23 protein-coding genes and 1 pseudogene are annotated in these 25,040 nt (G+C 63.9%); 20 read left to right on the top strand and 4 right to left on the bottom strand.

Annotated features, from left to right (window positions below):
* Positions 1 to 18: 18 nt before the first annotated feature.
* Positions 19 to 972: an SDR family NAD(P)-dependent oxidoreductase gene (locus tag E3U25_RS00600; protein WP_147304486.1), complete on the bottom strand. Its 954-nt coding sequence runs from the start codon at positions 970 to 972 to the stop codon at positions 19 to 21.
* Positions 973 to 1,267: 295 nt separating this feature from the next.
* On the opposite strand from E3U25_RS00600, the gene E3U25_RS00595 reads away from it, so the two are divergent.
* From E3U25_RS00595 to E3U25_RS00545, 11 genes and pseudogenes are all read left to right on the top strand, one after another.
* Complete coding sequence (locus tag E3U25_RS00595) at positions 1,268 to 1,864, top strand: VOC family protein (protein ID WP_166435454.1); 597 nt, start codon at positions 1,268 to 1,270, stop codon at positions 1,862 to 1,864.
* 72 nt (positions 1,865 to 1,936) lie between these two features.
* Positions 1,937 to 3,574 carry a GMC family oxidoreductase gene (locus tag E3U25_RS00590; RefSeq protein ID WP_116221436.1) on the top strand — a complete coding sequence of 546 codons (1,638 nt, stop codon included), beginning with the start codon at positions 1,937 to 1,939 and terminating at the stop codon, positions 3,572 to 3,574.
* A gap of 36 nt (positions 3,575 to 3,610) precedes the next feature.
* Complete coding sequence (locus tag E3U25_RS00585; RefSeq protein WP_116221437.1) at positions 3,611 to 4,534, top strand: SMP-30/gluconolactonase/LRE family protein; 924 nt, start codon at positions 3,611 to 3,613, stop codon at positions 4,532 to 4,534.
* Positions 4,535 to 4,632: 98 nt separating this feature from the next.
* Entirely contained in the window at positions 4,633 to 5,697 is a 1,065-nt protein-coding gene (locus E3U25_RS00580; RefSeq protein WP_116221438.1) for an ABC transporter ATP-binding protein, read from the top strand.
* Positions 5,698 to 5,729: 32 nt separating this feature from the next.
* Positions 5,730 to 6,278 carry a cupin domain-containing protein gene (locus E3U25_RS00575; RefSeq protein ID WP_147304487.1) on the top strand — a complete coding sequence of 183 codons (549 nt, stop codon included), beginning with the start codon at positions 5,730 to 5,732 and terminating at the stop codon, positions 6,276 to 6,278.
* A gap of 53 nt (positions 6,279 to 6,331) precedes the next feature.
* Complete coding sequence (locus E3U25_RS00570) at positions 6,332 to 7,303, top strand: MBL fold metallo-hydrolase (RefSeq protein WP_116221440.1); 972 nt, start codon at positions 6,332 to 6,334, stop codon at positions 7,301 to 7,303.
* Positions 7,300 to 7,857, top strand: a complete 558-nt coding sequence (locus E3U25_RS00565; protein WP_166435455.1) for a TRAP transporter small permease — start codon at positions 7,300 to 7,302, stop codon at positions 7,855 to 7,857. The genes E3U25_RS00570 and E3U25_RS00565 overlap by 4 nt, the downstream gene beginning before the upstream one ends.
* Positions 7,858 to 7,868: 11 nt before the next feature.
* Complete coding sequence (locus tag E3U25_RS00560) at positions 7,869 to 9,179, top strand: TRAP transporter large permease (RefSeq protein WP_116221745.1); 1,311 nt, start codon at positions 7,869 to 7,871, stop codon at positions 9,177 to 9,179.
* A gap of 79 nt (positions 9,180 to 9,258) precedes the next feature.
* Positions 9,259 to 10,395, top strand: a complete 1,137-nt coding sequence (locus E3U25_RS00555; RefSeq protein ID WP_166435456.1) for a C4-dicarboxylate TRAP transporter substrate-binding protein — start codon at positions 9,259 to 9,261, stop codon at positions 10,393 to 10,395.
* A 122-nt stretch (positions 10,396 to 10,517) separates the two neighbouring features.
* On the top strand, positions 10,518 to 12,110 hold the full coding sequence (locus E3U25_RS00550) for a GMC family oxidoreductase (protein WP_116221443.1): 1,593 nt from the start codon (positions 10,518 to 10,520) through the stop codon (positions 12,108 to 12,110).
* A 90-nt stretch (positions 12,111 to 12,200) separates the two neighbouring features.
* Positions 12,201 to 12,419 (top strand): annotated as a pseudogene (locus E3U25_RS00545) (DUF4172 domain-containing protein); the annotation flags it as partial.
* A 265-nt stretch (positions 12,420 to 12,684) separates the two neighbouring features.
* On the opposite strand, the gene E3U25_RS00540 reads toward E3U25_RS00545, so the two are convergent.
* The gene (locus tag E3U25_RS00540; RefSeq protein ID WP_208861556.1) at positions 12,685 to 13,047 is read right to left on the bottom strand and encodes a hypothetical protein; all 363 of its coding nucleotides are present in this window, start codon (positions 13,045 to 13,047) and stop codon (positions 12,685 to 12,687) included.
* Positions 13,048 to 13,056: 9 nt separating this feature from the next.
* Here E3U25_RS00540 and E3U25_RS00535 point away from each other — a divergent pair, with 9 nt between their 5' ends.
* Entirely contained in the window at positions 13,057 to 13,452 is a 396-nt protein-coding gene (locus tag E3U25_RS00535) for an antitoxin Xre/MbcA/ParS-like domain-containing protein (protein ID WP_208861557.1), read from the top strand.
* 172 nt (positions 13,453 to 13,624) lie between these two features.
* Here E3U25_RS00535 and E3U25_RS00530 read toward each other — a convergent pair whose 3' ends face one another.
* Both E3U25_RS00530 and E3U25_RS00525 read right to left on the bottom strand, forming a co-directional pair.
* Positions 13,625 to 15,391 (bottom strand): recombinase family protein, encoded by a 1,767-nt coding sequence (locus tag E3U25_RS00530; RefSeq protein WP_116221444.1) that lies wholly within the window; start codon positions 15,389 to 15,391, stop codon positions 13,625 to 13,627.
* A gap of 315 nt (positions 15,392 to 15,706) precedes the next feature.
* Entirely contained in the window at positions 15,707 to 16,042 is a 336-nt protein-coding gene (locus tag E3U25_RS00525) for a hypothetical protein (RefSeq protein ID WP_147304489.1), read from the bottom strand.
* A gap of 53 nt (positions 16,043 to 16,095) precedes the next feature.
* On the opposite strand from E3U25_RS00525, the gene E3U25_RS00520 reads away from it, so the two are divergent.
* The 8 genes from E3U25_RS00520 to E3U25_RS00485 all read left to right on the top strand — a co-directional run bounded on the left by E3U25_RS00520 (position 16,096) and on the right by E3U25_RS00485 (position 25,016).
* Complete coding sequence (locus E3U25_RS00520) at positions 16,096 to 17,061, top strand: branched-chain amino acid ABC transporter permease (protein WP_116221445.1); 966 nt, start codon at positions 16,096 to 16,098, stop codon at positions 17,059 to 17,061.
* Positions 17,058 to 18,059, top strand: coding sequence for a branched-chain amino acid ABC transporter permease (locus E3U25_RS00515; RefSeq protein WP_062562776.1), 1,002 nt, complete (start codon positions 17,058 to 17,060; stop codon positions 18,057 to 18,059). Before E3U25_RS00520 ends, E3U25_RS00515 begins: the two co-directional genes overlap by 4 nt.
* The gene (locus E3U25_RS00510; protein WP_010397854.1) at positions 18,056 to 18,811 is read left to right on the top strand and encodes an ABC transporter ATP-binding protein; all 756 of its coding nucleotides are present in this window, start codon (positions 18,056 to 18,058) and stop codon (positions 18,809 to 18,811) included. Before E3U25_RS00515 ends, E3U25_RS00510 begins: the two co-directional genes overlap by 4 nt.
* Positions 18,808 to 19,515, top strand: a complete 708-nt coding sequence (locus E3U25_RS00505; RefSeq protein WP_010397856.1) for an ABC transporter ATP-binding protein — start codon at positions 18,808 to 18,810, stop codon at positions 19,513 to 19,515. Before E3U25_RS00510 ends, E3U25_RS00505 begins: the two co-directional genes overlap by 4 nt.
* Before the next feature lie 87 nt (positions 19,516 to 19,602).
* Positions 19,603 to 21,714 (top strand): acetate--CoA ligase family protein, encoded by a 2,112-nt coding sequence (locus E3U25_RS00500; protein WP_116221446.1) that lies wholly within the window; start codon positions 19,603 to 19,605, stop codon positions 21,712 to 21,714.
* A gap of 2 nt (positions 21,715 to 21,716) precedes the next feature.
* On the top strand, positions 21,717 to 22,475 hold the full coding sequence (locus E3U25_RS00495; RefSeq protein WP_116221447.1) for a GntR family transcriptional regulator: 759 nt from the start codon (positions 21,717 to 21,719) through the stop codon (positions 22,473 to 22,475).
* A 100-nt stretch (positions 22,476 to 22,575) separates the two neighbouring features.
* Complete coding sequence (locus E3U25_RS00490) at positions 22,576 to 23,778, top strand: ABC transporter substrate-binding protein (RefSeq protein ID WP_116221448.1); 1,203 nt, start codon at positions 22,576 to 22,578, stop codon at positions 23,776 to 23,778.
* A 38-nt stretch (positions 23,779 to 23,816) separates the two neighbouring features.
* Complete coding sequence (locus E3U25_RS00485; RefSeq protein ID WP_116221449.1) at positions 23,817 to 25,016, top strand: MFS transporter; 1,200 nt, start codon at positions 23,817 to 23,819, stop codon at positions 25,014 to 25,016.
* The last annotated feature ends 24 nt before the right edge of the window (positions 25,017 to 25,040 follow it).

The following is a 25,040-nucleotide window of genomic DNA, read 5'->3' as shown; positions in this document are numbered from 1 at the left end:
GCGCCCGCCAGCCCGCGCTCAGGATTTGACGAACGCGGCGCGGGTGCCGCCATCGACGGGCAAAAGCGCACCGTTCACATATTTCGCGGCATCGCTGAGGAAGAAGCCGATCACGTCGACAACATCGTCCGTGGTGCCGATCCGCCCCAGCGGAGAGGCACCCGACAGCCCGAAACCCGATTTGCCGCTGGCCATCTTCTGCATTTCCTCGATCATCGGCGTTTGGGTCGTCCCCGGGGCTACGGAATTTACCGTGATCCCGGACGGCGCAAGTTCCACCGCCATGATGCCCGTCAGGACGTGAGCCGCCGCCTTGGTCGCGGAATACATCCCCGCGCCCGCCTTGGGCCGCATCCCCCCAATCGAGCCCAGGACAATGACCCGCGCCGGGTCGTCGGTGCTGGCATTGCGGCGCAGCAGCGCAAGGGCGGCGCGGGTGCAAAGCCACGGCCCCGTCATGTTCACCCCGATCAGAAGATCGGCCTGTTCGGGCGTCATCTCTTCCATCGACCCGGCAATGTTGGCGCCGGCCGAAAGGATCAGTGCGTCGATGCTGTCCGTTACCGCGCCGATGGCCTCGAAGGCGGCGGCGATGCTTGCCGGATCGGCCACGTCGCAGAGCTGCGTGTGCAGTGCGCCGTCTGCAGTCAGCCTTGCGGCCTGTTCGTCGAGCTTCTGCTTCGAACGCCCCAGTGACCACACGGTCCAGCCTTCGCCAAGAAGGCGCTCCACCGTGCGCTCTCCGATCCCGGAAGTGCCTCCTGTCACGACCGCAACCTTATTCATTGTCCTTCTCCCTTTTTGGTATGGATGAGTTCCGGGCTGTCCTTCGCGGCCGCTTGCGCCCGCCGCTTCTGACAGTCCTATTGTACCGTTATGCGGTGCGAGCGACCCGGCGCCCAACGCGCCGCCGCTTGGATCGGCGCGCGCCTTTCCGTGCGCCTCCGTAAGACGGTTGATCTTATGTCCCACAATAGTGGATTTCAGTCAAACATCGCTTCATCGCCTGGAGGCGGATGAGGCAATGGCGCCGGACAGGAGTCAGGTGCTATTTTGTGTATGTAACATATTGATAATTATTCATATCCTAGCAGGGAGCAAAACAGCTGCGTTCGCATCGGACGCAACCTGCACTCATCGTAAATAAAAATATCTTATTAGTTGAGATTTTAGTATATTGAGGATACAGATGTCCTTGGGGATGACTTCCGAATAGACGCGCGACGCTTCGCAGCGCGTGTCGCGCGGAAGCTAGATGGGGGGACGCATGATCACGACGCCCGATGCGACGCTACTCGAACCGCTTTTGGGAAAGGCACGGCAGCTTGGCTACGTTGTCCGGGATCTGGACGCCGCCATGTCGTTCTGGACGCAGATGCTGGATGTCGGCCCTTTTGTTGTCATCGAGGAGGCCGTGGGCAACCGCGACTACATGCACCGGGGCGTGAAAAGCGACGTGCAGATGTCGCTCGCCTTCACCTACTGCGGCGACGTGCAATTCGAACTCGTCCAGCAGATCAACGATGCTCCCTCTCCCTACATGGAATTCCTCGGCGAAGGACGCGAGGGGCTGCATCATATCGCGTTCTATCCCGACGATTACGAACAGGCCCGCGCCGAATTGCTGCGCCGGGGGATGGAAGAGGTGGCTTGCGTGCAAACCCTCGACGGGGAGCGGCAGAACAGCTTTTTCGCCACGCCGCCAGAGGTCGGTTTCATGATCGAACTCACGCCGGTGACACCAGAGCGGGAACATTACTACAGCGGGTTTCGCAAGCTGACCGAGACCTGGGACGGTACCCGCCCGGTGCGCCGCTACAAGAATCGCGCCGAATATGTAGCGTCGGAGGACTGCAAGATCTGACGCGACCGCGCGGGTACATTCGGGCGGCCGAGGCGGCCGCGCTTGAAAAATTCAACGGCTTCGGGAGGATACATGGGCCGTGAGGAGGGGGACCGCTCTGGCGGGGAATGGGATTATATTGTCGTCGGTGCGGGCAGCGCGGGCAGCGTCGTCGCAGCGCGGCTAAGCGAGGTCCCGGCGAACAAGGTGCTCGTTCTGGAAGCCGGGGCGCCGGACAGCCTGCTGCTCAAGGCGTTCGGCCTTGGCTATTACTTCGATCTGTCGCGCTACGAATGGGGCTACTGGTCGGAACCCGACCCAAGCCGCAACGGCCGTGTCGATCATTGGCGGCGGGGCCGTGTCGTGGGTGGCACGGGCAGCATCAACGGCATGAACTATGTGCGCGGAACGCGGGCCGATTACGACCGCTGGCAGGCGATGGGCAACCATGGCTGGGGTGCCGATGACGTGATGCCGCTGTTTCGCGATCTCGAACGCTGTGTGCCATCCTACCAGACGCCGCCCGATCCGGCGATCCGGGGTACCGCCGGCCCGATACCGATCCGCGAGGTGCATCATTGTCATCCCACCACCGAGGCCTTTCTTGAGGCCGCTCATGCGGCGGGCTATCCGCGTGCCAGCGATTACAACGGTGCCGATCAGGACGGGGTCGCGCGCGGACAGTTCAATCAGTTGCGCGGCTTCCGACGCACCTCGGCGGACATGATCCTGAAGCCCGCGCTGCGCCGCGACAATATCGAGCTGCGCACCGGGGCGCTGGTGTGCGGTCTCAAGGTCGCGGATGGCGCGGTACGCGCAGTGACATACGAGCAGAACGGGGAGCTCCATGAGGTGCGCGCCCGCCGGATCATCCTGTGCGGCGGCGCGATCAACACGCCGCAGTTGCTTATGCTGTCGGGCATCGGCGATGCCGAAACGCTTCGCGCGCATGGCATCGCGGTGGTGCTGGACCGCCCGCAGGTTGGACAGAACCTTATGGAACATCCGCTGATCCGCACCGCCTTCCGCGTCAATATTCCAAGCTACAGCCCCTCGGGCGGGTTGATGCAGAAGGTCGGGTTTCTGGCGAAATTCCTGGCGTGGGGGCAGGGGCCGATCGCGACACCTGCCGAGGCGCAGGCCTTTCTGCGCACCTCGCCGGACGAGCCGGTGCCTGACATCCAGATGCATTTCTCGCCACTCGCGGCGGTATTCTCGAAAGGGCGGACGAACTTCTACAAGAGCGTCAGCATCCTGCCTTATCCGTCGATTTCGATCCATATCAACAAAAGCCACCCGGTAAGCCGGGGCCAGATTATGCTGGCGAGCGCGGATCCGAAGGCTGCGCCAAGGATCGAGCCCAACCTGCTTGGTGACGTGCGCGACGTTCAGACGCTTGCACGCGGGATCAAGGTTCTGCGCCGAATCGCCGCGCAAGAGCCTCTGCGCGGCATGATCACCGAACATGTCGACCCTGCACCCGAGATCGCCAACGATGCCGAACTTGAAGCCTATGTCAGGGACAGCGCGAGCCTTGCCTACCACCCTGCGGGCACCTGCCGCATGGGGCCCGATGATGGCGCCATCGTGGACCCGGATCTGAGGGTTCGCGGGCTTGAAAACCTGTGGATCGCGGATGCGTCGGTCATGCCCGACTTGGTCAGCGGCAACATCAATGCCGCCTGCATGATGATCGGTGAAAAGCTGGGGCGCGCCCTGCGCGAGCGCTGATGCGGTCCGGAAAAGACGGATCAACGGGAGGAGATAATGGAGATAAAAGCGCATTACGAGATCCGGGACGCGATCTTCGAGACATTGATTGACCCCGAGGCGCCGCTCGAGTGCCTGCATACCGGCACCGGCTATAGCGAAGGCCCGGCCTATTTCGGCGGCGGCAGGTATCTGGTCTGGTCGGACATCCCGCGCAGCCGGATGTTGCGCTACGACGAGACCGACGGCTCGGTCAGCGTGTTTCGCGAACCGACCAAGCATTCCAACGGCAACACCGTCGACCGGCAGGGCAGGCTTGTGACCTGCGAGCACGACTCGCGCCGCGTCACCCGTACCGAGCACGATGGCAGCATCACTACGCTGGCCGAACGCTGGGAGGGCAAGCGCCTGAACTCGCCGAACGACGCGGTGGTCAGATCCGATGGCTCGATCTGGTTCACCGACCCGCCCTATGGCATCGACAACAACTACGGTCGGCCCAAGTTCGAAAGCGAGATCGGCGGCAATTACGTCTTTCGCCTCGATCCTGAAACCGGGGATCTGACGCCGGTCGTGACCGATATGGACAAGCCCAACGGGCTGGCGTTCTCGCCCGACGAAAGCGTGCTTTACGTGGTCGATAGCGGGCTCACCCATGACCCCGAAGGCCCCGCGCATATCCGGCAATACCGGGTCGAGACCGATGGGTCGCTGTCGGGCGGTGAGGTGGTGATCGGCCCCTGCGACAGCTTCATCTACGACGGTCTGCGGATCGACACCGAGGGGCGGATCTGGACCAGCGCCGGCGACGGCGTGCAGTGCTTCACCCCGGACGGGCGTATGCTTGGCAAGATCCTGACCGGCGAAGTCTGCGGCAATGTCGAGTTCGGCGGAGGCCCCTCGCGAAGCCGTCTCTACATCTGCTGCGCCTCGTCGCTTTACGCGGTGAACCTGCGGGTCAGCGGCATGAAAACGCGCTGAGGCGGGAAAGATCGGTATGTTCTGCGGATCACGACACCCCGCCCACCGGCTTTCGGAGATCGCGCGGACCTTCCTCAATACTCAAGGAGGCCAGAAGAATGGCATCGGTTGAAATTCGCGACGTGCGCAAGTCCTACGGCGCGTTGCAGGTCGTGCACGGGGTTTCTGCCCAGATCGCGGATGGTGAATTCGTTGCTCTGGTCGGCCCTTCAGGCTGTGGCAAGTCCACGCTCTTGCGGATGATCGCGGGGCTGGAGCCGATCTCGGGTGGCGGTATCCGCATCGGTGAGCGAGAGGTGAACCAATTGCCGCCCAAGGATCGCGACGTTGCCATGGTGTTCCAGAGCTATGCGCTCTATCCGCACAAGACCGTCGCCGAGAACATGGGCTTTGCTCTCAAGATCCAGAAGGTGTCAAAGCCAGAGATCCAGGAGCGTGTGCGCCGTGCGGCTGAGATCCTGGACCTTACGGAATATCTGGACCGCTATCCCCGCGCGCTCTCGGGCGGGCAGCGGCAGCGGGTGGCCATGGGGAGGGCCATCGTGCGCAGCCCCGCCGTGTTCCTTTTCGACGAGCCGCTGTCGAACCTCGACGCGAAGCTGCGTGTGCAGATGCGGGGCGAGATCAAAGAGCTGCATCAGAAGCTTCGCACGACGACCGTCTATGTGACGCATGATCAGGTCGAGGCGATGACCATGGCCGACCGGATCGTGGTGATGAGGGACGGACGGATCGAGCAGATCGGCAGCCCGCTCGAACTCTACGACCGGCCCGCGAACATGTTCGTTGCAGGGTTCATCGGCTCACCTTCCATGAACTTCCTGCGCGGAAGGGTCGAGGAGGGGCCACGCCCACAGTTCCACTCGAACAGCGGCGCCGTGCTGCCCCTCGGCCGCGTACCCCGCTCGGCCATCGGGCGCGAGGTGGTCTACGGCATTCGACCAGAGCACCTGCACTTGGCCGACGACTGTGTTCCTGCAGAGGTGCTCGTGGTCGAACCCACAGGTGCCGAGACCGACGTCGTTGTCCGGCTAGGAGATGACAAGGTGATGGCGGTGTTCCGCGACCGGTTCAGTGCCATGGCGTCATCGACGATCCACATCGCACCGAACCTGGACGAAATCCACCTGTTCGACGCGACAACCCAAGAGCGGCTGGTTTGAGCCAGACCGCCCCGATGAGGCAGGAGAACTCAATGGCGCAACCAGGCAAGGTACAGACCGACCACAAGAACGTGCGCGCGCGCCGCGTGGTCACGGGGCTCACCCCGAACGGGCGCTCGACGATCGTGAGTGACACGCTCTCCGAAGAGCGCTTTCTCGGCGATGCCTATGCGGTCAACATGATTTTCCGCACTGCCTCGCTCCCGGCGACAATCGGTGCGGGCAATGGGATCGACGAGATCAATTTCCGGCCGCCGCCGGGCGGCTTCACGCATATGATCACTACCTTTCCGCCGGACAGCAGCTATGACTATTACGCGGGCTACAAGCAGTCGCTCGAGGGCTGGGGAGCGAACCATCGCCCCGACCCGGCGGATAACCCGGCAATGCATACCACCAACACTATCGACATCGTCACGATCCTTTCGGGCGAGCTCTGGGCGATCCTAGAGGACACCGAAACGCTGCTTAGGCCCGGCGATACGCTGATCCAGCACGGGACTAAACACGCGTGGGAAAACCGTGGCGACTGCGATTGCGTGACGCTTGCGGTCGTCATGAGTGCCGAGCGCAAGAGTTGAAGACCGGCGCGTCCAATCTATGCATTGGAATGTGAAGAAAAAAGGACTGCAGCATGGATGTGATCAGGAACTGCATCAACGGGATCGACATCTATCAGGTGATCGAGATGGATATCGGCATCGAGGTCCACTGGACATTCGAGCATGTCGCGACGACCGAAGAGGTGCGAAAGATCCCGTGGCTTTTCCCGACCTATGTCGCCGAGGATGGCTCGTTCCAAGCCATCGTCCAGAGCTTTGTCGTCGCCATCGGCAACCGTGTCGTGGTGATCGACACCTGCATTGGCAATGAAAAGGACCGGATGATCGAACTGCCTCGCTGGTCGCATCTGCAGACGAATTTCATGGAGTCCTTTCGCAAGACCGGCTTCGCGCCCGAGGATGTCACCGATGTCCTCTGCACCCATATGCACATGGACCATGTCGGCTGGAACACCAGCCTGAGAGACGGCAACTGGGTGCCGACCTTTCCCAATGCGAAGCACTATTTCTCGCGGACCGAATACGAATACTGGTTGGGTAATCCCGACGGGGCTGGCGAGGGCAACCATCTTGCCTTCGCTGATTCCGTGCAGCCCGTCATCGACGCCGGGATGGCGGTCTTTGTCGACGACAACGCCGATCTCGGTGACGGTATCTCGCTATTGCCGACGCCTGGGCACACGCCCGGCCATGTCAGCATCCGCCTGCGCACCGAGCAGGGCGCGCTCTATATCACGGGCGACAGCATCCACCACCCGTGTCAGCTTGCACGGACAGAATGGTCGGCGCGCATCGATTGGGATCAGGAGGTCTCGCGCCAGAGCCGGCGCAAGCTGTTGGATCTGGCCTCGTGCGACAATGCCTATCTAGCAGGATCGCATTTCTCGATCCCGTCCATCGGACGCGTCGTGCCCGCCGAGGACGGCAGAGACTTTGCCTTCGTGGGGATTGGCGCGGCCATGCCGAATGCGGTCGCGCCAACGCAGGAAAACCCGCCGCGCGGTCATCAGGCGTGCGGAGGAGAGGGGAGGAGGAAAGGATGACGAATGAAAATGCTGCGATCCGCGCCGTCGACAGGCTGTTCAACGGGCTTGCCGTGATCGCCGGGCTGCTGCTGATCGTGATGATGCTGCATGTCAGCACCGACGTCGTGATGAAGCTGTTTTTCAATACCCCGATACAGGGCACGCTGGAGATCGTCTCGGCCTACTACATGGTAATTGCGGTCTTCCTGCCGCTCGGACTTGTGGAGTGGACGCGCGGCTCGATCACCGTCGACATCTTTTTCTCTCTTTTTCCCGGCTGGATGAAGGTGGTCTGCGTCGTCTTCGTGCTCCTGTTCATGGCAGTGGTCTACGGCATGCTATCCTACCATACTTGGGGCGGCGCGACGACGTCCCTCGCGCGCAATGATTTCCTGATGGGCGGGGCTTCTTTCGAAATCGTGACCTGGCCTCCGCGCTTTGCGCTTCCAATCGGCTTCGGCGCTGCCTGCCTTGTCACTGTCTGGCACCTTTTGGCCTTCCTGTTCGGTCTCGACCGCGAATCGTGGCTGAACGACCACGTGCCCGACGCCGAAGAGCACACTCAGGAGTAATCGTGATGATGATTGAAAAGGTCGATATAGGTCTCATCAGCATCGGCCTCACGCTGCTGCTCATGGCGTTGCGCCTGCCGATCGGGATCGCCCTGATCGGCGTCTCCATTGGCGGCATCGCTACCGTCCTCAATTTCCGCGCCGCCTGGAGCATCGCGAACTCGATCCCCTACAGCTTCGTGGCATCGTGGGAACTGAGCGCCGTGCCCATGTTTCTCCTGATGGGCTATCTCGCGGCCCGCGCCGAGTTGACGACGGGCTTGTTCGTTTCCATGAGGATTCTGCTGAACCGCATTCCGGGGAGTCTTGCCTCTGCCTCGGTTGCGGCAAGTGCGCTTTTCGCCGCCGCTTCGGGATCCTCGGTGGCCACCTCTGCCGCGCTGGCGCGCATCGCCGTCCCCGAAATGTTGAAGGCGAAATACGACAAGGCCCTCGCGACCGGGTGTATCGCGGCAGCGGGCACGCTGGGCTCGCTGATCCCGCCATCGATTCTGATGGTGATCTACGGGCTCTTCACTGACACCTCCATCGGCGCGCTGTTCCTGGCCGGGGTCATTCCCGGTGTGCTGACGGCTTTTGCCTTCGCACTTATGATCACGATCCGCGTGCGCCTGCGACCCGACATCGCGCCGAAGTCCGACGTGATCTTCACGCGTGAGGAAAAGCTCGCGGCGTTTCGCGATATCTGGCCGTTGCCGATGATTATCGTAGGCGTGTTGGGTGGTCTCTTTGCCGGAGCCTTCACCCCGACCGAGGCAGGGGCAGTCGGAGCTATGCTCGTCTGTCTGATCTCTGCGGTTCGCCGAACCCTCACCTTCCGCATGCTGCTGGAGGCGGCCAAGGATGCGGCGGTCTCGACAACCGTCATGTTCGTGATCGCCATGGGCGCTGCGATGTACATCCGTCTGATGGGGCTGACCGGCGTGCCGGATTTCCTGGCCGACCAGATGCTGACGCTGACCGACAACACCTTTCTGATCCTGCTGCTGATCTCGCTGATCTTCATCTTCCTGGGGATGTTCATCGATTCCATAGGGATCATGTTGCTGACGCTGCCGGTGGTGATGCCGCTGCTGCAAGAGCTCGGCATCGACATGATCTGGTTCGGCATCATCACCATCAAGCTACTCGAGATCGGTCTGATCACGCCGCCCGTCGGGTTGAACGTCTACGTGGTAAAAAGCGCACTTGGCGACAAGGTAAAGCTGACGACGGTGTTTCGCGGCGCTGCCTGGTTCCTGTTTGCCGACCTGCTGGTGCTGCTGCTGCTGATCCTGTTCCCGATCATCTCGCTCTGGCTACCGGGACAGATGGCGCAATGACCGGCGGCGCGGCGCTCGCGAGATCGACGGCCGGACAGAGCGTCCGTTCAAGCAAAATCATAACAGAGGAGGAAACAACGTGACACTGAAAACCCCCGCAGGGCTCGGCGCGCTGATTTGCGCCGCAACGCTTTGCTCATTAAGCGCCGCGCGCGCGGCCGATTACACCTACTCGACGCTTCTGTCGCCGGATCACCCGCAGAACGTGTTTGGCGGCCCGCCCTGGGCCGACGGAATTCGCGAAGCGACGAACGGCGAAGTCGACTTTCAGATCTTTGCCGGAGGCGTGCTTCTGCCTGGCGGCGAGGTACTCGAAGGCCTGTCGCAGGGTGTCGCCGATGCCGCTTTCGTGACCGCAGGCTACATCCCGGCCCAAATGCCGCTCTGGGCGCTGATCGGCGATATGGGCTGGATCGAACCGGACATGGCGATCATAACCATGGCCGCGACCGAATTCGGAATTCTCGACGAATACGGCATGCGCGACTGGCAGGACAACAACGTGGTCTTCGGCGGCGACCTGTCGACCGGACCATACGTCTTTCACTGCCGGGGCGAGCCCAAGACCCTCGCTGATTTCAAGGGGTTGCGCATCCGAACGGCGGGCAATGGCTGGGCGCGCTTTGCCGAGTATATCGGGGCGGTGCCGGTCAACCTGACATTCGCCGACATCTACTCCAGCCTCGAGCGCGGCGCGCTCGACTGCGCGGCGCTGGATGAGGCGCAGATCATCGAGGCGTCGCGCACCGGCGAAGTGGTTGATTCCATCGTCGCGCTGCCGATGGGCCCATTCTTCTCTCAGGCAACCTGGGCCTTTAACGAACAGTTCTGGTCTGGTCTGACCGCCGCTCAGCGCGAGGCGATCTTCGACCAGAACGCGCATATCATCGCAAAATATCTTGTCGGCATGGGTGAAACGATCCAGCGCAACTATGATGGCGGGCGCGACAGGGGGGTGACGATCCTTGAGCCCGCAGACGACCTGATCGCCAAGGCGGCAGAGTTCGTGGCGGATGATGTGGGCGGGCTGGCGGCGATCGCCGAGTCGCGCGGTGTGACCGACTACCAAGCGGCCCTCGCGAGCTTCACAGAGCTTGTCGAGAAGTGGCGCGGCCTGCTGGACGGCGTCGACCGGACCGACGAGGCGGCACTCTACGACCTCGCCCGGTCCGAGATCTTCGACAAGATCGACTACGAGACTTACCGCGTCGAGTGAGCCAGGGCGCGCGGCGCCTACACCCGCGTTGTTTGGGGCCACGCGCGTCATGGGAAAGAACCAGCGTTGAGGCGGGCAGGCCAGTCCGCCGCAACTGACGAAGACGAGAGGAGAGCCGGACCTTGGAGAGCTTTGATTACATCATAGTCGGCGCGGGTTCGGCTGGCTGCGTTCTGGCCGACCGTCTGAGCGAGGGCGGAACGAACACCGTCCTGCTGCTTGAAGCCGGCAGGCGCGACACCTATCCATGGATTCATATCCCCATCGGTTTTGCGAAAACATTCTTCAACGAAAAGTTCAACTGGTGCTTCGAGACCGCGCCGATTCCGGGCTTCGGGGGCCGTCGCGGCTATGCCCCCCAGGGCAAGGTTCTGGGCGGGTCGAGCTCGATCAACGGCCTCGTCTACCTGCGCGGTCTCCGCGAGGATTTCGATCATTGGCGCGCATTGGGGAATCCGGGCTGGGGATACGACGATGTGCTGCCCTACTTCCGCAAATCCGAGCATCAGGAACGCGGTGCCGACAGCTTTCACGGGGTGGACGGCCCGCTTGCGGTTTCGGACCTGCGGGATCCCCACACGCTGAACGACGTCTTCATCGCCGCCTCGCGTGAGGCGGGTTATCGCGAAACATCCGACTTCAACGGCGCCCGACCGGAAGGTGTCGGCCGCTTCCAGATGACGGCAAGGAACGGCCTGCGTGCGAGCACCGCCGTGGCCTTCCTGCGTCGCGCCGAACTGCGCGCGAACTTCTGCCTGCGCACCAACGCGCTGGTCGAAACGCTCAGCATCGACGCAGGCCGCGTCACCGGCCTGCGTTACAGCATCGGCGGCACGCTCCGCGAGGCGCGCGCGCGCCACTTGGTCGTGCTGTCGGCGGGAGCGCTTAACTCGCCGACAATACTGCAGCGGTCTGGCATCGGCGACCCCGAGGTGCTGGCTGCCGCCGGGGTGCCGTTACGCCATGCGCTGCCGGGGGTCGGAAAGAACCTTCAGGACCATGTGCAAGCCCGGCTGGTGGTCGAGACGCGAGGGATGTCCTCGGTCAACACCGCAGTGCGAAGTCCGATGGCCCTTGCCGCCATGGGCCTGAGGTATGCCCTTTTGCGCCGCGGACCGCTCGCCTATGCCGGGGGGCAGTGCGGGGGACTGCTGAAGACCATGCCGACGCTGGACCGTCCGGACATCATGTACTTCGTCATGCCCTTCTCAAGCGCCGATCTTCGCAAGGGGCTGGATCGGTTCGCAGGCTTCACAATTGCAGGCTGTCTGCAGCGGCCCGAAAGCAGAGGTACCGTCACCATCACCTCGGGAGCGGTCGGCGATGCTCCGGTCATCGCGCCGAACTTTCTGGACGCAGAAAGCGACCTGGAAACGCTGGTCCGGGGCTTGCGCTCAGCGCGCCACATTGTCGAGCAGGCGCCCTTCGCCGGTCTTGTCGTACGTGAGGTGCGCCCGGGCACGGAGATTCAAAGCGACGACGACCTGCACGACTATGTGCGGGCAACGGCAAGCTCGGTCTATCACTCGGCGGGGACCTGCCGCATGGGGGCGGGATCGGATGCGGTTGTCGATCACCGACTTCGGGTGCACGGGCTCGGCGGGCTCATTGTGGCGGATGCATCGATCATGCCTCGCATCGTTTCCTGTCCGACAAACGCGACCGCTATCATGATCGGTGAACGCGCCGCAGGGCTAATCAATGAGGATGCATAATCCATGACTCTGATGATGTGACCGCCCCCCCGACGGCATCTGTGTGCCAAGGTGGGTCTGCAACGATCCACAAAGGAGAGCGGTCATGTGTACCGCGACCGCCTGAATGAACGCCAGGCCAAGGTGGTCGAGCGAATGTTCCGCGAGGGGCCTACAGGGTTCAAGGTAGGGCTCAGCGCCGAGAACTACATTGCCATCACGGGCACGTCGCGCGCCACCACGACGCGGGATCTGCAGGATCTCGTGGGGATGGGCGCCCTGACGAGGACTGGAGAGCGGCGGCACACCCGCTATTCCTTGCGGATTTGACCAGTCGTTGAATATTCGTTTCTTGGGCATTTGAGGGGCGAGAATGTCGTGCCTGCCGCAGCGACCGCTTCGAAGCGCGTAGTGTCGCAAACGTCGCCGGCGGACGGCAGGTTGGGGCCGGGCTTCGCCAAGCGGTTTTTTTGTTGCGGGGGGGGGGGGCGGATGAGGCCAGACCAGTTCGATAGCTGTTCGGGCACGCCGACAGCGCAGCTTCGCAAGGTCCGCGAGATGCCCCTGCGGGGTGCCCTCGCCAGAAGGCAATTGCTCATGCTGTCTGTTTGTTTCGGACAATCTGCACTATCTTCATGCCGGAGAGCCTGAGGGCGACGATGGGACTGACCGCAGGGAAATCGGGGGGCGGCAACCGGGTCACGGTGAACCCTGCTGCGATGGATGATATCCTCAAGGTGCTGGCCCGCCATAACCCTGGCTTGTCGAAGGCCGCGCTCAAGGCGGTGGGCAGGGTGATGGCGGCAGTGTCCACTGCGACGGCGCGGCTCACGGTCGAGCAGCAGCGGCAGATCGCTTCCCTGAGGATAAGCTGGCCGAGGCGGTGGAGGCCGTGGTTGCCGATCTCGCGGGGAAGGGGGAGCGCCCCCTGACGGACCGCCCGGTGGATGTCAGCCAAGGGGCTGGCATGGGCGATCTGCTGGACATCGGCGAAGGGCGACGGCGACTGACCGCCTATGCGGTGTCCTCCCGGATCGAGGATTGGGCTGGCCCCGTGGCCGGTCCTGCCGAGATCGAAAGGACCTTCGGCACGAAGCGCTCGACGCTGCATGACTGGCAGAAGCGCGGCGCGGTGATCGACCTGCTGAAAGGCGAGCGCAAGCATGTCTTCCCGCTGGCGCAGTTCGTGGACGGGCGCCCTGCGAAAGGCATGTCGGACGTGGCGCGGATCATTCGCAACCCACGCGCAGCCTGGCAATGGCTGATCCAGCCGAAACCCAGCCTCGGCGGAACGCCCCTCGATCAACTCAAGGCAGGCAATATCGACCGGGTTGTCGCTGCGGCCGACCTGGACTTCGGCTGAATCGTGAAGCTCGATCCGAAAACAGTCCCGGAATTCGCCCTGGAGTTCCGGTCGGCACCGCAGCCATCGGCATGATAGCGCGAGGACGGCACGACCTATCGACAATGTGAGTTACAGAGGGGAAGCTCCGTGTTATCATGATGTTACGGTGGGTGACGGGATGTGGCCAATTCTACGCTGCGCTACGAAGCAGCCCTCTGGAACCCGATAAAGCCGACCGCTCAAGGAGGGCACGATATGCAGAGAGGAGCCGCAATTTGAGATGGTTGCGCGCCCCCGCAACCACTGAGACCAACACTCCCGAGCGTTTCGCGCCGGGAGTTTTGCTTTTTGTGCCGGACTTTCCGTCCTGACGCGCCACCCATTCCAGGATTGTCGCCAGATCGCCGTGCAACCGGGCGTAAACCTCGCCGCGCTTCGGTCCCGGCGTGAGGACGATCTTCTCGATCAATACGCGGAGCTGGTCGGCGGATTCGGCTCGGGTCTCGGGATGGTTCAGGGCTTCGCTGAGTTCGGCGACCCTTCCGGCGTAGATCTGCGCCGCCGCCGGCAGGATGTCTGGCGTGTCCTGCGGAGTGTTGTCGAGCAGCTCCGTCAGTTCGGCTTTGCGTGCTTCCAGCTTGTCCATCTCGCCCTTCATGCTCGGATGGAACATGCCGGCCTTGATGGCTTCGATGATGCCGCGAATGTCCTTCTCGACCTTGGCCAGTTCGCCGCGCCAGGCATCGCCATTGCTGCGGCGCTCGCGGTTGAGCCGGTTCATCTCCTCGGCAGAGGCTTTCATCGCGTCGGCGGCGATCTCGGGTGCCATCAGTTTTGTCTGGATGCCCGCGAGGACGCGGCTCTCAAGCTCCTGCTGGCGGATGGTCACCTCGTTGGCGCAGGTGCCCTTGCTGATATGGTTCGAGCAGGCGAAGCGGCCGGCGCCGCGCAGCGAATAGGGGCCACCGCAACAGCCGCAGAACACCAGACCCGAGAGCAGCGACTTCGGCCGGTGCGTCGCGTTGAGCCGGTTGTCGCGATGGTGCTTGCGGACCGCCTCGGTAACGTTGACATATTTCTCGGCGATCTCCGCCTGTCGGGCCTTCACCGCATCCCAGAGCTCCTGCTCGACGATGCGCAGGTCAGGAACCTCGGTGATGATCCATTCGGATTCCGGGTTCATGCGTGAGACCCGCTTGCCGGTGCGGGGATCCTTGATGTAGCGCATGCGGTTCCAGACGAGGCGGCCGATATAGATCTCGTTGTTGACCAGTCCGGTGCGGCGCTTGACGTGGCCGCGGATGGTGGTGTCACCCCAAGGCTTGCCGCCGGGGCCGGGGATACCTTCGTCGTTCAGGGTCTTGGCGATGGTCTTGGGGCCGATGCCGGCGGCAAAGTCCCGGAAGATACGGCGAACGATCTCTGCCTCCCGCGGTTCGATCTCGCGGTCGCCGCGGATCGGGTCGCCGCGGGCATCGAGTTGCTTGACCACCCGGTAGCCGAAGGAGATGCCGCCGCCGGATTTGCCGTCCTCGACCCGGCCGCGCAGCCCGCGATGAGTCTTGGCGGCGAGATCCTTCAGGAACAGTGCATTCATTGTGCCTTTGAGCCCGACATGTAACTCGCTGATCTCGCCTTCGGCGAGGGTAAAGATCGGCACCCCGGCGAATTGCAGATGTTTGAACAGGGTCGCGACATCGGCCTGGTCGCGGCTGATCCGGTCCAGCGCTTCGGCCAGCACCATGTCGAACCGGCCCGCTTGTGCGTCCTGCAGCAACGACTGGATGCCGGGGCGCAGGATCATGCTGGAGCCGGAGATGCCCGCGTCCTGATACATGTCGACGATCCGCCAGCCTTCCTTCTTCGCCCGGTCGCGGCAGATGCGGAACTGGTCCTCGATCGAGGCCTCGCGCTGCTGGTCGGAGGAATAGCGGGCGTAAAGGGCAATGCGGGTCATGGCTGGGCTCCCGGATGCGATCTGCGACGATGGCGGCACCTGCCGCCGCGTTGGTGTTCTGTGCCCGGCTACCGGGCTGGTCATGAAGCCAAGTCGCACCGCAATTCCGCGGCGGAGGCTCCTGATCTGGTAAAACACCCGTCGCGGGTCCCGTACTGGACCTGCGGAAATAGGCGTCGAGCGCGGCTCCGCAGGTCGTCGCTTCAATACTGGCTGCGATCCGTGCCGCATGTCCAGAAGTAATTGTCGGTTGCTGAAGGCGGCGGTGCGCTCCTTGCCACTGCTGTGCGCGAAGTTTTCCGTGAATGGCAAGGATCATGGTTCTTTCAGATCAGGAGCTCGCTGGGCGCGCCGAGCTTCCCGGTCGCGGGGTTCGGGAGACGTCTCCTGCTGGTTCCTGAACTGCTCCCTGGCGATCTGACGGCCGATGATCTGCGCCAATGCGCGCACCGCTTGCTTGGCTGCTTGGCCGGAGGCTGGCTTCCGACCGGGCGAAACAACCTCGACGATCAGCTTCTGTGGAACTGGTGCGGCCATCCCGACACCCCGCTTCAGTTGCGTTTCCTTGAGCGAAGCAGGGATCGAGGCTTCAGGGAAGGCGCTTCTGCCGGATGGCGTAGCGGGGGATAGACAGGGGTAGAAATCGGACAACTTCAGACCCTCCAGAAGCACGTTTTTGCTAACACCTCCAGAGAGCTCTAACGATGGCGTCCATTACTAATGTCAACTTTAAGATTGTTGACATTAAGACAGAGAATCCGCACCCTTCGAATCAGCGGAGCATTCGGAGGGAGGAGCCGAAAATGCTTGCACTATCGTTGGTCCTGAACGGTATCGTTCTGGGCTCGGTACTGCTCTTGTTCAGCCTTGGGCTGACCTTGATCTACGGTGTTGGCCGTATCGTAAATTTTGCTCATGGCGCTTTGTTCAGCGCCGGAGCCATGGCCGGCGTCTGGCTGGTCGCATCTGGCGTTCCGTTCGGCCTCGCGCTGGTCGTCGCGCCGGTGGGGGTGGGACTGATCGGCGTGCTGATCGACTGGGCGATCCTTGCCCGGATCCGCGATCGTCCGATGGTGGACAGCCTGCTTCTGACCTTCGGCCTGGCGCTGCTCATCACCGGGATTCTCTATGAACTTGGCGGTCGCAATGTCCAGATCATGCCCATCCCCCAGGTCTTGGGCGGCGTGATCTCGATGGGTGGCATCAGCCTGCCGGCCTACCGCATCTTCGTCTCGATCCTGGCGGTGGCACTGACGGTTGCGCTGATCCTGTTCCTGAAGAACTCGAAATGGGGCTTGCGCGTGCGCGCCGCCAACGACGACCCCGAAATGGGCGCATGTATCGGCATCGACCGCGAGCGGCTGATGCACTCGGTCGTGGGGGTCAGCGCAGCACTGGCCGCTGCGTCCGGAGTCGCGGCCGCGCCGATCTTCACCGCCCATGCGGTGGTCGGCGACAAGATCCTGATCCTGGCCTTCATGACGGTCATTCTCGGTGGTCTCGGCAGCTTGCGTGGGGCGGTGGTCGCCGCCTACGTCGTCGGCCTGATCCTTGTCTTCGGCGAGGGCTATTTCGGCGGCCAGTTGGCGCTGATGCTGCTGTTCATCATGGTCATGGCGATGCTGATCAACTGGCCGCGCGGATTTTTCGGCGAAGGGAGAACGGAATGACCGGAGCAACCCTATCAGAGCGCCGCACGCGCAGCCGGGGCGGGCTGATCGGCTTGGCCATCGTCGCGCTGGCCGGCATCGTCCTGCCTTTTGCGAGTGCGGGCCAGCCGTTTCTGCTGATGCTGGCATCGCATGCCCTGATCGCGGCAATCCTCGCGCTCAGCCTAGACATGCTGACCGGCAATACCGGATTGCTGTCTTTCGGACATGCCGCCTGGTTCGGCTTCGGCTCATACGTCGCGGGGCTGCTGTCGAAAAGCGCCAGTTCCGACATTGTCGTGCTGAGCCTGCTGACGCTGGCAGCCACGGTCCTGGTTGCCGGGGTCATCGGGGCGGTTCTGGTGCGCCAGATCGGCAAGACCTTCGCCATCCTGACCCTTGCGCTCAGCCAGATCATGTTTGCCATCGTCTTCGTCTTCTCCGACATCACCGGGGGCGAGGACGGGCTGCAGGGCATTCCCATGGCCACGTTCCTCGGGATGCAGATCGTCAGCCCGACCACCTGGTATGCAATTCTGCTGGTTGCGCTGCTGCTGGCGCTGGCGGGGGCGTTGCATCTGCGCCGCTCGCCGCTCGGCCGGGCCTGGCTGGCCATCCGTGAGAACGGTGAGCGGGCACGCTTCATCGGCATGAACGTCAACAAGCTGAAGCTGATGTCCTATGTTATCTCGGCCGGGCTCGCCTCTCTTGCCGGTGTTTTGTTCGTGCTGTTCAACGGTGCTACCTCGCCCGATCTGCTGCACTGGCTCGAGTCGGGCAAGGTGCTGATGTATGTCGTCCTCGGCGGCGTCGGCACCATCTTCGGCCCGGTGATCGGTGCGGTGGTCTTCACGCTGGCCGAACATTACGTCAGCACCTTTACCGATGCCTGGCTGATCTATTTCGGCGCGCTTTTCGTGCTGATCGTCATCGTCGCGCCGGGCGGGCTGTTCGGTGGCGCGGCGCGGATCGCCGAACGCCTGTCGGCCCGTAAGTCGGGACGGAGGACCGCGCAATGATCATCCTGGAAGTCAGTGAACTGACCAAGCATTTCGGTGGGTTGAAGGCGGTGAACGGGGTGAACCTGCGGGTGCAGCGGGGATCGATCCACTCGATCATCGGGCCGAATGGCGCGGGCAAGACCACGTTGTTCAACCTCATCACCGGCTCGATCCGTCCCATGTCCGGCACCGTCCTGTTCGAAGGGCAGGACATCACCGGCTGGCCGCCCGAGCGGCTGGCGCGCGGCGGGGTTGCCCGCACGTTCCAGCGCACCAGCATCTTCATGGACCTGCCGGTGCTGGAGAACGTCATGCTGGCGATCCGGTCGCGCGAAGGGCGCTCTGCCGCGCTATGGCAGTCGCACCAGCACGAGGACGAGGACGCCGACGAGGCGCGGGGTATCCTTGCCAGCGTCGGGCTGCGCGGGCGCGAGGATGCGAAGGCCGGAATGCTGGCGCATGGCTATCAGCGCGCGCTGGACATCGCCATCGGCCTTGCGCTGAAGCCGCGGCTGATCCTGATGGACGAACCACTGGCCGGCATGTCGCGCGGCGACCGCGAGACCATCGCCTCGCTGATCACCCTGCTGCGCGATACCATGGGCCTGACCATCATCGTGGTCGAGCATGACGTGGGCATGATCATGCGGCTGTCCGACCGGATCACCGTCATGCAGCACGGCACCGTCATCGCCGATGCCCCGCCCGAGGAAATCCGCGGCAACGAGGCCGTCCGTCAAGCCTATCTGCATGGGAGTTTCGCGGAATGAACGCCGTGCTTCGCTACGACAACCTGTCGGCTTTCTATGGCGTCAGCCAGATCCTGCACGGGCTCAGCTTCGACGTGCCGGCCGCTTCGGTGACCTGCCTTCTGGGCCTGAACGGCATGGGCAAGACCACGACGCTGCGCGCCACCATGGGGCTGGTTGACCGGACCGAGGGCCGGATCACCCTGAACGGCCGGGAAGTGACCGGCCCGACCTTTCGCCGCGCCCAGATGGGGGTGACGCTGGTGCCCGAGGATCGCAAGGTCTTTGCCAATCTGACGGTCGAGGAAAACCTGGAAGTCGCGCGCCGGCCGACCGGATCGGGGCAGGACTTCACCATTGCCGAGGCGGTCGAGATCTTTCCCCGCCTGGGCGAGCGGATGGGCCAGAAGGCCGGCACGATGAGCGGCGGCGAGCAGCAGATGCTGGTCGTGGCCCGCGCCATGCTGGCCAACCCGGCCTACATGATGCTGGACGAGCCGACCGAGGGCCTGTCGCCCAGCTATGTCGGCGCCATCGCCCAATCCATCGAAGAGGCGCGCAAGCGCGGCATCGGGGTCATCCTGGTCGAACAGAGCATCCCGCTGGCGCTTTCGGTCGGGGATGCCTTCCACATTGTCGAGAACGGCCAGATCAGCCGCAGCTACACGCGCGATGAGGCGCTGGCGGATCGGGAAGGGCTGGAGCGGATGCTGACGGTCGAGTGATCCGCACGGGCAAATATAAACGGGTTGAAACGGCGGCTGCCGCCATCGGGCACGGCTGCGCTTCACGGAACAATATTCAGGAACGAGATGAAAACCGAAATCGAATCCAAGGAACTTCTGGCGCGCTACGGGATCGAGACCACGCTGCCGGAACTGGCGGCCTCGCCGGAGGAGGCGCATGCCATCGTCGCGCGGATCGGCGCGCCCTGCGCGCTGAAGGTCGTCTCGGCCGATATCGTCCACAAGGTCGATGCTGGCGGTGTCCGCCTGTCGGTCACGGCGGAAGGGGCGGCGGATGCCTGGCGGTCGATCATGGACGCCTGCAGGGCCTCGTACCCTTCGGCGCGCATCGACGGCGTGCTGGTCGAGGAAATGGTGTCGGCGGGGCTTGAAGTCTTCATCGGCGGGCGGATCGATCCGGATTACGGGCCGGTAGTGCTGTTCGGCGCCGGCGGCAGCGGGGTAGAGCAACGCGGTAAGCCTGTTGCCGCGCTGGCGCCGCTGACGGAGACGGAGGCCCGGTCGATGATCGATGCGGCCTTCCCGGCCCCCTTCGCGGCCGAGGATGCGGTCGGCCGTGTCGCGCTGGTCCGCTGCCTGATGGCGGTGGGCGGGCCGGAGGGCATGCTGCTGAACGAGGACATCGCCGAGCTTGACATCAACCCGATCATCCTTTCCGGCGCCCGCGCGGTCGCGGTCGATGCGGTGGCGGGCGGCGAACGCCCTGCCGCCACTCCGCGCGGCGCGGCCGAGACCGCCGCCGCGCTTGACGCCCGCCGTGCCAAGCTGTCCGGGATGGGGGCGCTGTTCAATCCCAAGGCCATCGCTTTCGTTGGCGCCTCGACCTCGCCCGACAAGTTGGGCCATCACATGATCCGCAACCTGGTCGATTTCGGCTTCACCGGCCCGATCTATCCGATCCACCCCAGCGCCGACGAGATCTGCGGCCTCAAGGCCTATCCGACGATCACCGATGCGCCGGACGGGATCGACCGCGCGCTGGTCGCCGTCGCCAGCCATCGCGTGCCCGACGTGCTGGCCGAATGCCGCGCCAAGGGGGTCAAGCTGGCGCAGGTGCTGACGGCGGGCTTCGCCGAGTTTTCCAGCGACAGCGCCGACCTGGAATGCCGGATGCTGGAACAGGTCGCGGACGGGGCGATGCGCATGGTCGGGCCGAACTGCATCGGCACCTTTTCGGCCAGCTCGCGCATGGCGATCGGGGCGGCGCGCTACAACCCGACCGAGGGCGGCGGCATCACTTTCTTCTCGCAAAGCGGCACCTTTGCCGGCGACGTGGTGCGCAGGGCGCAGGTCTGGGGTCTGCCGCTTGGGCGGGCCTTGTCCTGCGGCAACTGCTCGGACGTGGACATGGTCGATCTGCTGCTGCAGGCCGCGCAGGATCCCGAGACGAAGATCATCGCCTTCTACATGGAATCCCTGCGTGATCCGGGGCTGTTCTTCCGCGCGGCGGCGGCGCTGGAGAAGCCGGTGGTAATCCTGCGCGGGGCCCAGACCGAGCAGGGTCAGGTCGCGGCCTCCAGCCACACGGCGGCGATGGCGACCGACAGCCTGTTGTGGGACGCGGCGCTGGCGCAGTCCGGGGTCATCCAGGTCTCGAATGTGGACGACCTGATGGACACGTTGCTGGCGCTGACCGCGCATGGGCGGGGACCGGGCGCGCGGCTGGCGATCTTCGGCTCGGGCGGCGGGGTCAGCGTCACCGCCTCGGATGCGGCGGCGCGGGCGGGGCTGGTGGTGCCTGCGCTCGACCCGGCCACCGAGGAAGGGCTGAGGCGCTTCGGTATTCCCGGCACCAGCGTCGCCAATCCCATCGACATCCCGGTCTGGGGCCTGCGCGACGGCGAGCGCTACATCTTTGAGGAAATCATCAACCTGCTGAAGGTGTCGCCGGTCATCGACCGGGTGGTGGTCTTCGTGGAGATGGGCTGGGTGCTCGATTTCATGGACAGCGACGAGGCCGGTCTGGTCGCCCTGGAACGGATCTGCGATTCCATTGCCCGTGCGCGTCCCGACGGCGCGGCGATGTCGCTGGCCTTGCGCAGTTCGGGCGACAAATACCAGGACGATTTCGTCCGTGAGCAGCGCGTGAAGTTCCTGAAACAAGGAATTTCGGTGTATCAATCGACATCACGGGCCGTTCGTGCTCAGGCAAGACTGGTTCACGGCAAAGGGATGTAGAATTGACCAATCGCGCTTCCAGCAATCCACAGACTCCGACATTCGGCACCCATGTCGATCTGGCCAGGACATTCCGGACCGATCCGGCTGAGGGTATGCAAACCCTGCCCGAGCAACTCAGCGCCCGGATCATGGCGTTGATCATCAACGGCGAGTTCGAGCCGGGCCAGCGGTTGCAGGAAAGCGCATTGGCTGAACGGTTCGAAGTCAGTCGCGGCCCGATCAGGGAAGCGCTACGGATTCTGGAGCGCGAGGGGCTGGTGACCATGGCCTCGCGCCGCGGCGCCAGCGTCACCCGGCTGACCGCCGCGCGGTTGCGTGACATCTTCAATGTGCGCGCGGCATTGATGGGCATATGCGCCGAGGAACTCGCCGAACGTCGGGACCCCGAGGTTCAGTCGATTGTGGACGAAGGAACCAGAAGTCTTCTGGCGGCCAACAAGGCCGGTGATGAGGAGGAGTTCATCGCTATCGTCTATCAACTCAGCATGTATGTCGCCGAGGCGGCCGGAAACGAGATTGCGCGCTCGATCCTGTTCTCGCTGGGCCGCCAGACGCTGCCGCTGACACGGCGCCTGTTCCAGGACGAGGCCGAACGCCTGACCTGGGCCGGCAACTGGCAGGCGATCAGCGAGGCGATCCGCGCGGGCGATCCCGTCCGGGCGCGTCAGGCGGTGCGCAAGCTGATGGCCGATATCACCGTAGGCGATCTGGCTATACACGAGCGGCTCGAAAAGGAGCGACGTTCCGCCGGATCATAATCAACGGGTTCACCAGGCGGGAAGGGACCCGGCCACCGGCTCCTCGGGGAGGGGGAGTCGGCTGGCTTCCTATACCCGCATCACAGGAGTGGAGGAGAGAATGGGAAAGTATCGTTTGTCCGGAGTGATGGGCTTCGTCCTTATGGCATGCACCGCACTGTTGGGCGGTTCGGCGGCGGCCGAGGTTGCCATCGGTGTCTTTGTGCCGACGACTGGCGTCCTTGCCCCCTTGGGCAACGACATGCGCAATGGTTTTCTGCTGGCCGCCAAGGATGCCACGGTCAAGGGCGAGCCGGTCAGGCTGATTGTCGAGGATACCGGCGGCAATCCCGCCAACGGGTTGCGCAAGGCTCAGAAGTTGGTGCTGGAGGACAAGGTTTCGCTGCTGCTGGGCGGGGCGAGCAGCGCGGTTACGTTGGGCATCAACGCCCAGGCGCCACGCCTTAACGTGCCGATCATCACCACCAACGCTCAGGCGGTACCGATCACTGGCGAACAGTGCAGCCGCTTCATGTTCCGCACCGTGCCCCATGACGGCAATACCGCCAAGGCCAGCGCGGCGATGTTCGCCGAGCGGCCCGACATGATCGGACGGAAATGGTTCGTTGTGTATCACGACTATGCCTACGGCCTGTCGAATAAGGCCGAATTCGCGCATATCCCCGGCATCCAGATCGCCGGCGAGGCCGGCCGCCCCGTCGGCACGGCGGATTGGTCCAGCGCCATTGCGCAGATCCAGTCCAGTGATGCGGACGGTATCTATCTGGCGCTCGCCGTGGGGGACGACCTGACCGCCTTCGTCAATCAGGCGCGCGGCTACGGGCTGGACTTTCCGATCATGACCCCGGCCGGCATTCCCGACACGATGCTGCAGGCGCTTGGCAAGAACGGCGTCGGCATGATCGCGAACGGGCTGACCGCTTCCTGGATGCAGGAGGACGAGAACCCCCAGATCGCGGCACTGGTCAAGGCCTATCACGACGAATACGGCATCGTGCCGGGCTATCAGGCGATCCAGGCCTATGCGGGGATGCAATTCGTTCTGGCTGCGCTGGAGGCGGCGGACGAGATCTCGACCGATGCGATCATCAAGGCGCTCGAAGACACGGTGGCGGAAACCGTCGTGGGCCCCATCGACATCCGCGCCGAGGATCATCAGGGCATGCAGGGCACCTTCGTTGCCGAGGCGGTGGCGGTGGATCCGCCCCGGCATGGTGCCTCCATCGGTTGGAAGCCCGTCACGCCGATGAGTTGGGACCAGATCAACCTGCTTCCCGAGGAAACCGGGTGCAAGGGCTTCTGATCCCTTCGCCCGCCATTCTTTGACAGGGAAGTGCAGCCATGACCGATAAAGCCCGCTCCATCGGATTGATCCTGTTCTGTCAGGTCGCGGCCATGACGCTGTGGTTCTCCGCCACGGCGGCAGCGGTGGCGCTGGTGGCGGATGGCACGCTCTCGGGCCAGCAGGCGGGCCTGTTGACCGGCGCGGTGCAGCTTGGCTTCGTCGTCGGGACCCTGCTCAGTGCGCTGACCGGTATGGCCGACCGCTTCGATCCCCGGCGGCTGTTCGCCGCCTCGGCCATAGGCGGGGCGGCGGCCAATGCGCTTTTGCTGGTCACGGGCTTCGACGGCGCGGCGACCGTGGTGCTGCGCTTTGTCACCGGCATGACGCTGGCCGGGGTCTATCCCGTGGGCATGAAGATGGCCGCAGGCTGGACGCAGAAGGGCATGGGGCTGATGATCGGCGTGCTGGTGGGCGCGCTGACGCTGGGATCGTCGCTGCCGCACCTGTTCAACGCGGTGGTCGGGCTGGACTGGCGCACCACGATCGTCATCTCCAGCCTTTGCGCGGCCAGCGCGGCGGGGGCGATCCTGTTCTCGGGTCTCGGCCCGCATCTGCGCCGCGCCGCCCGCTTCCGCTTTTCCGAGGCGCGGCGGGCGCTTCTGCAGAAGCCCGTGCTGCTGGCGAATGCCGGCTACCTCGGCCACATGTGGGAGCTTTACGCCATGTGGGCGTGGATCGGCGTTTTCCTCGAATGGGCGCTGACGAGGGCGGGAAGCCCGCTGGCGGCGCAATCCGGGCTGGTCACCTTCGCGGTGATCGCCACCGGCGCGATCGGCTGCGTCGTCGCGGGCGTGCTGGCCGACCGTTTCGGCCGCACCACCGTCACCATGGCGGCCATGGCGGTCAGCGGAACCTGCGCGCTGCTGATCGGCCTGACGCCGGCCCTGGGGGCGGGCGTCGTGATCGCGGTCGCCTTGATCTGGGGCATCAGCGTGATTGCGGATTCGGCACAGTTCTCGGCGAGTGTCGCTGAATTGTCCGAGCCCGAACTGGTCGGCACCATGCTGACGCTGCAGACCAGCATGGGTTTCCTGCTGACCTTCATCATCATCCAGTCGATGCCGCTGATCGTCGCGGCCTGCGGCTGGGCCTTTGCCTTTGCTGCGCTGGCCATCGGGCCCTGGCTGGGTGTGCTGGCCATGGGGCGGCTGCGCCGGCTGCCCGAGGCCCTGCGGCTGGCCAATGGCCGGCGCTAAAACCGAAACCTCAACGACGGAGTC

The organism is Paracoccus versutus (genome assembly GCF_029909795.1).
GTDB classification, from domain to species: domain Bacteria; phylum Pseudomonadota; class Alphaproteobacteria; order Rhodobacterales; family Rhodobacteraceae; genus Paracoccus; species Paracoccus versutus.
This window is presented reverse-complemented; position numbering and strand designations above follow the sequence as displayed.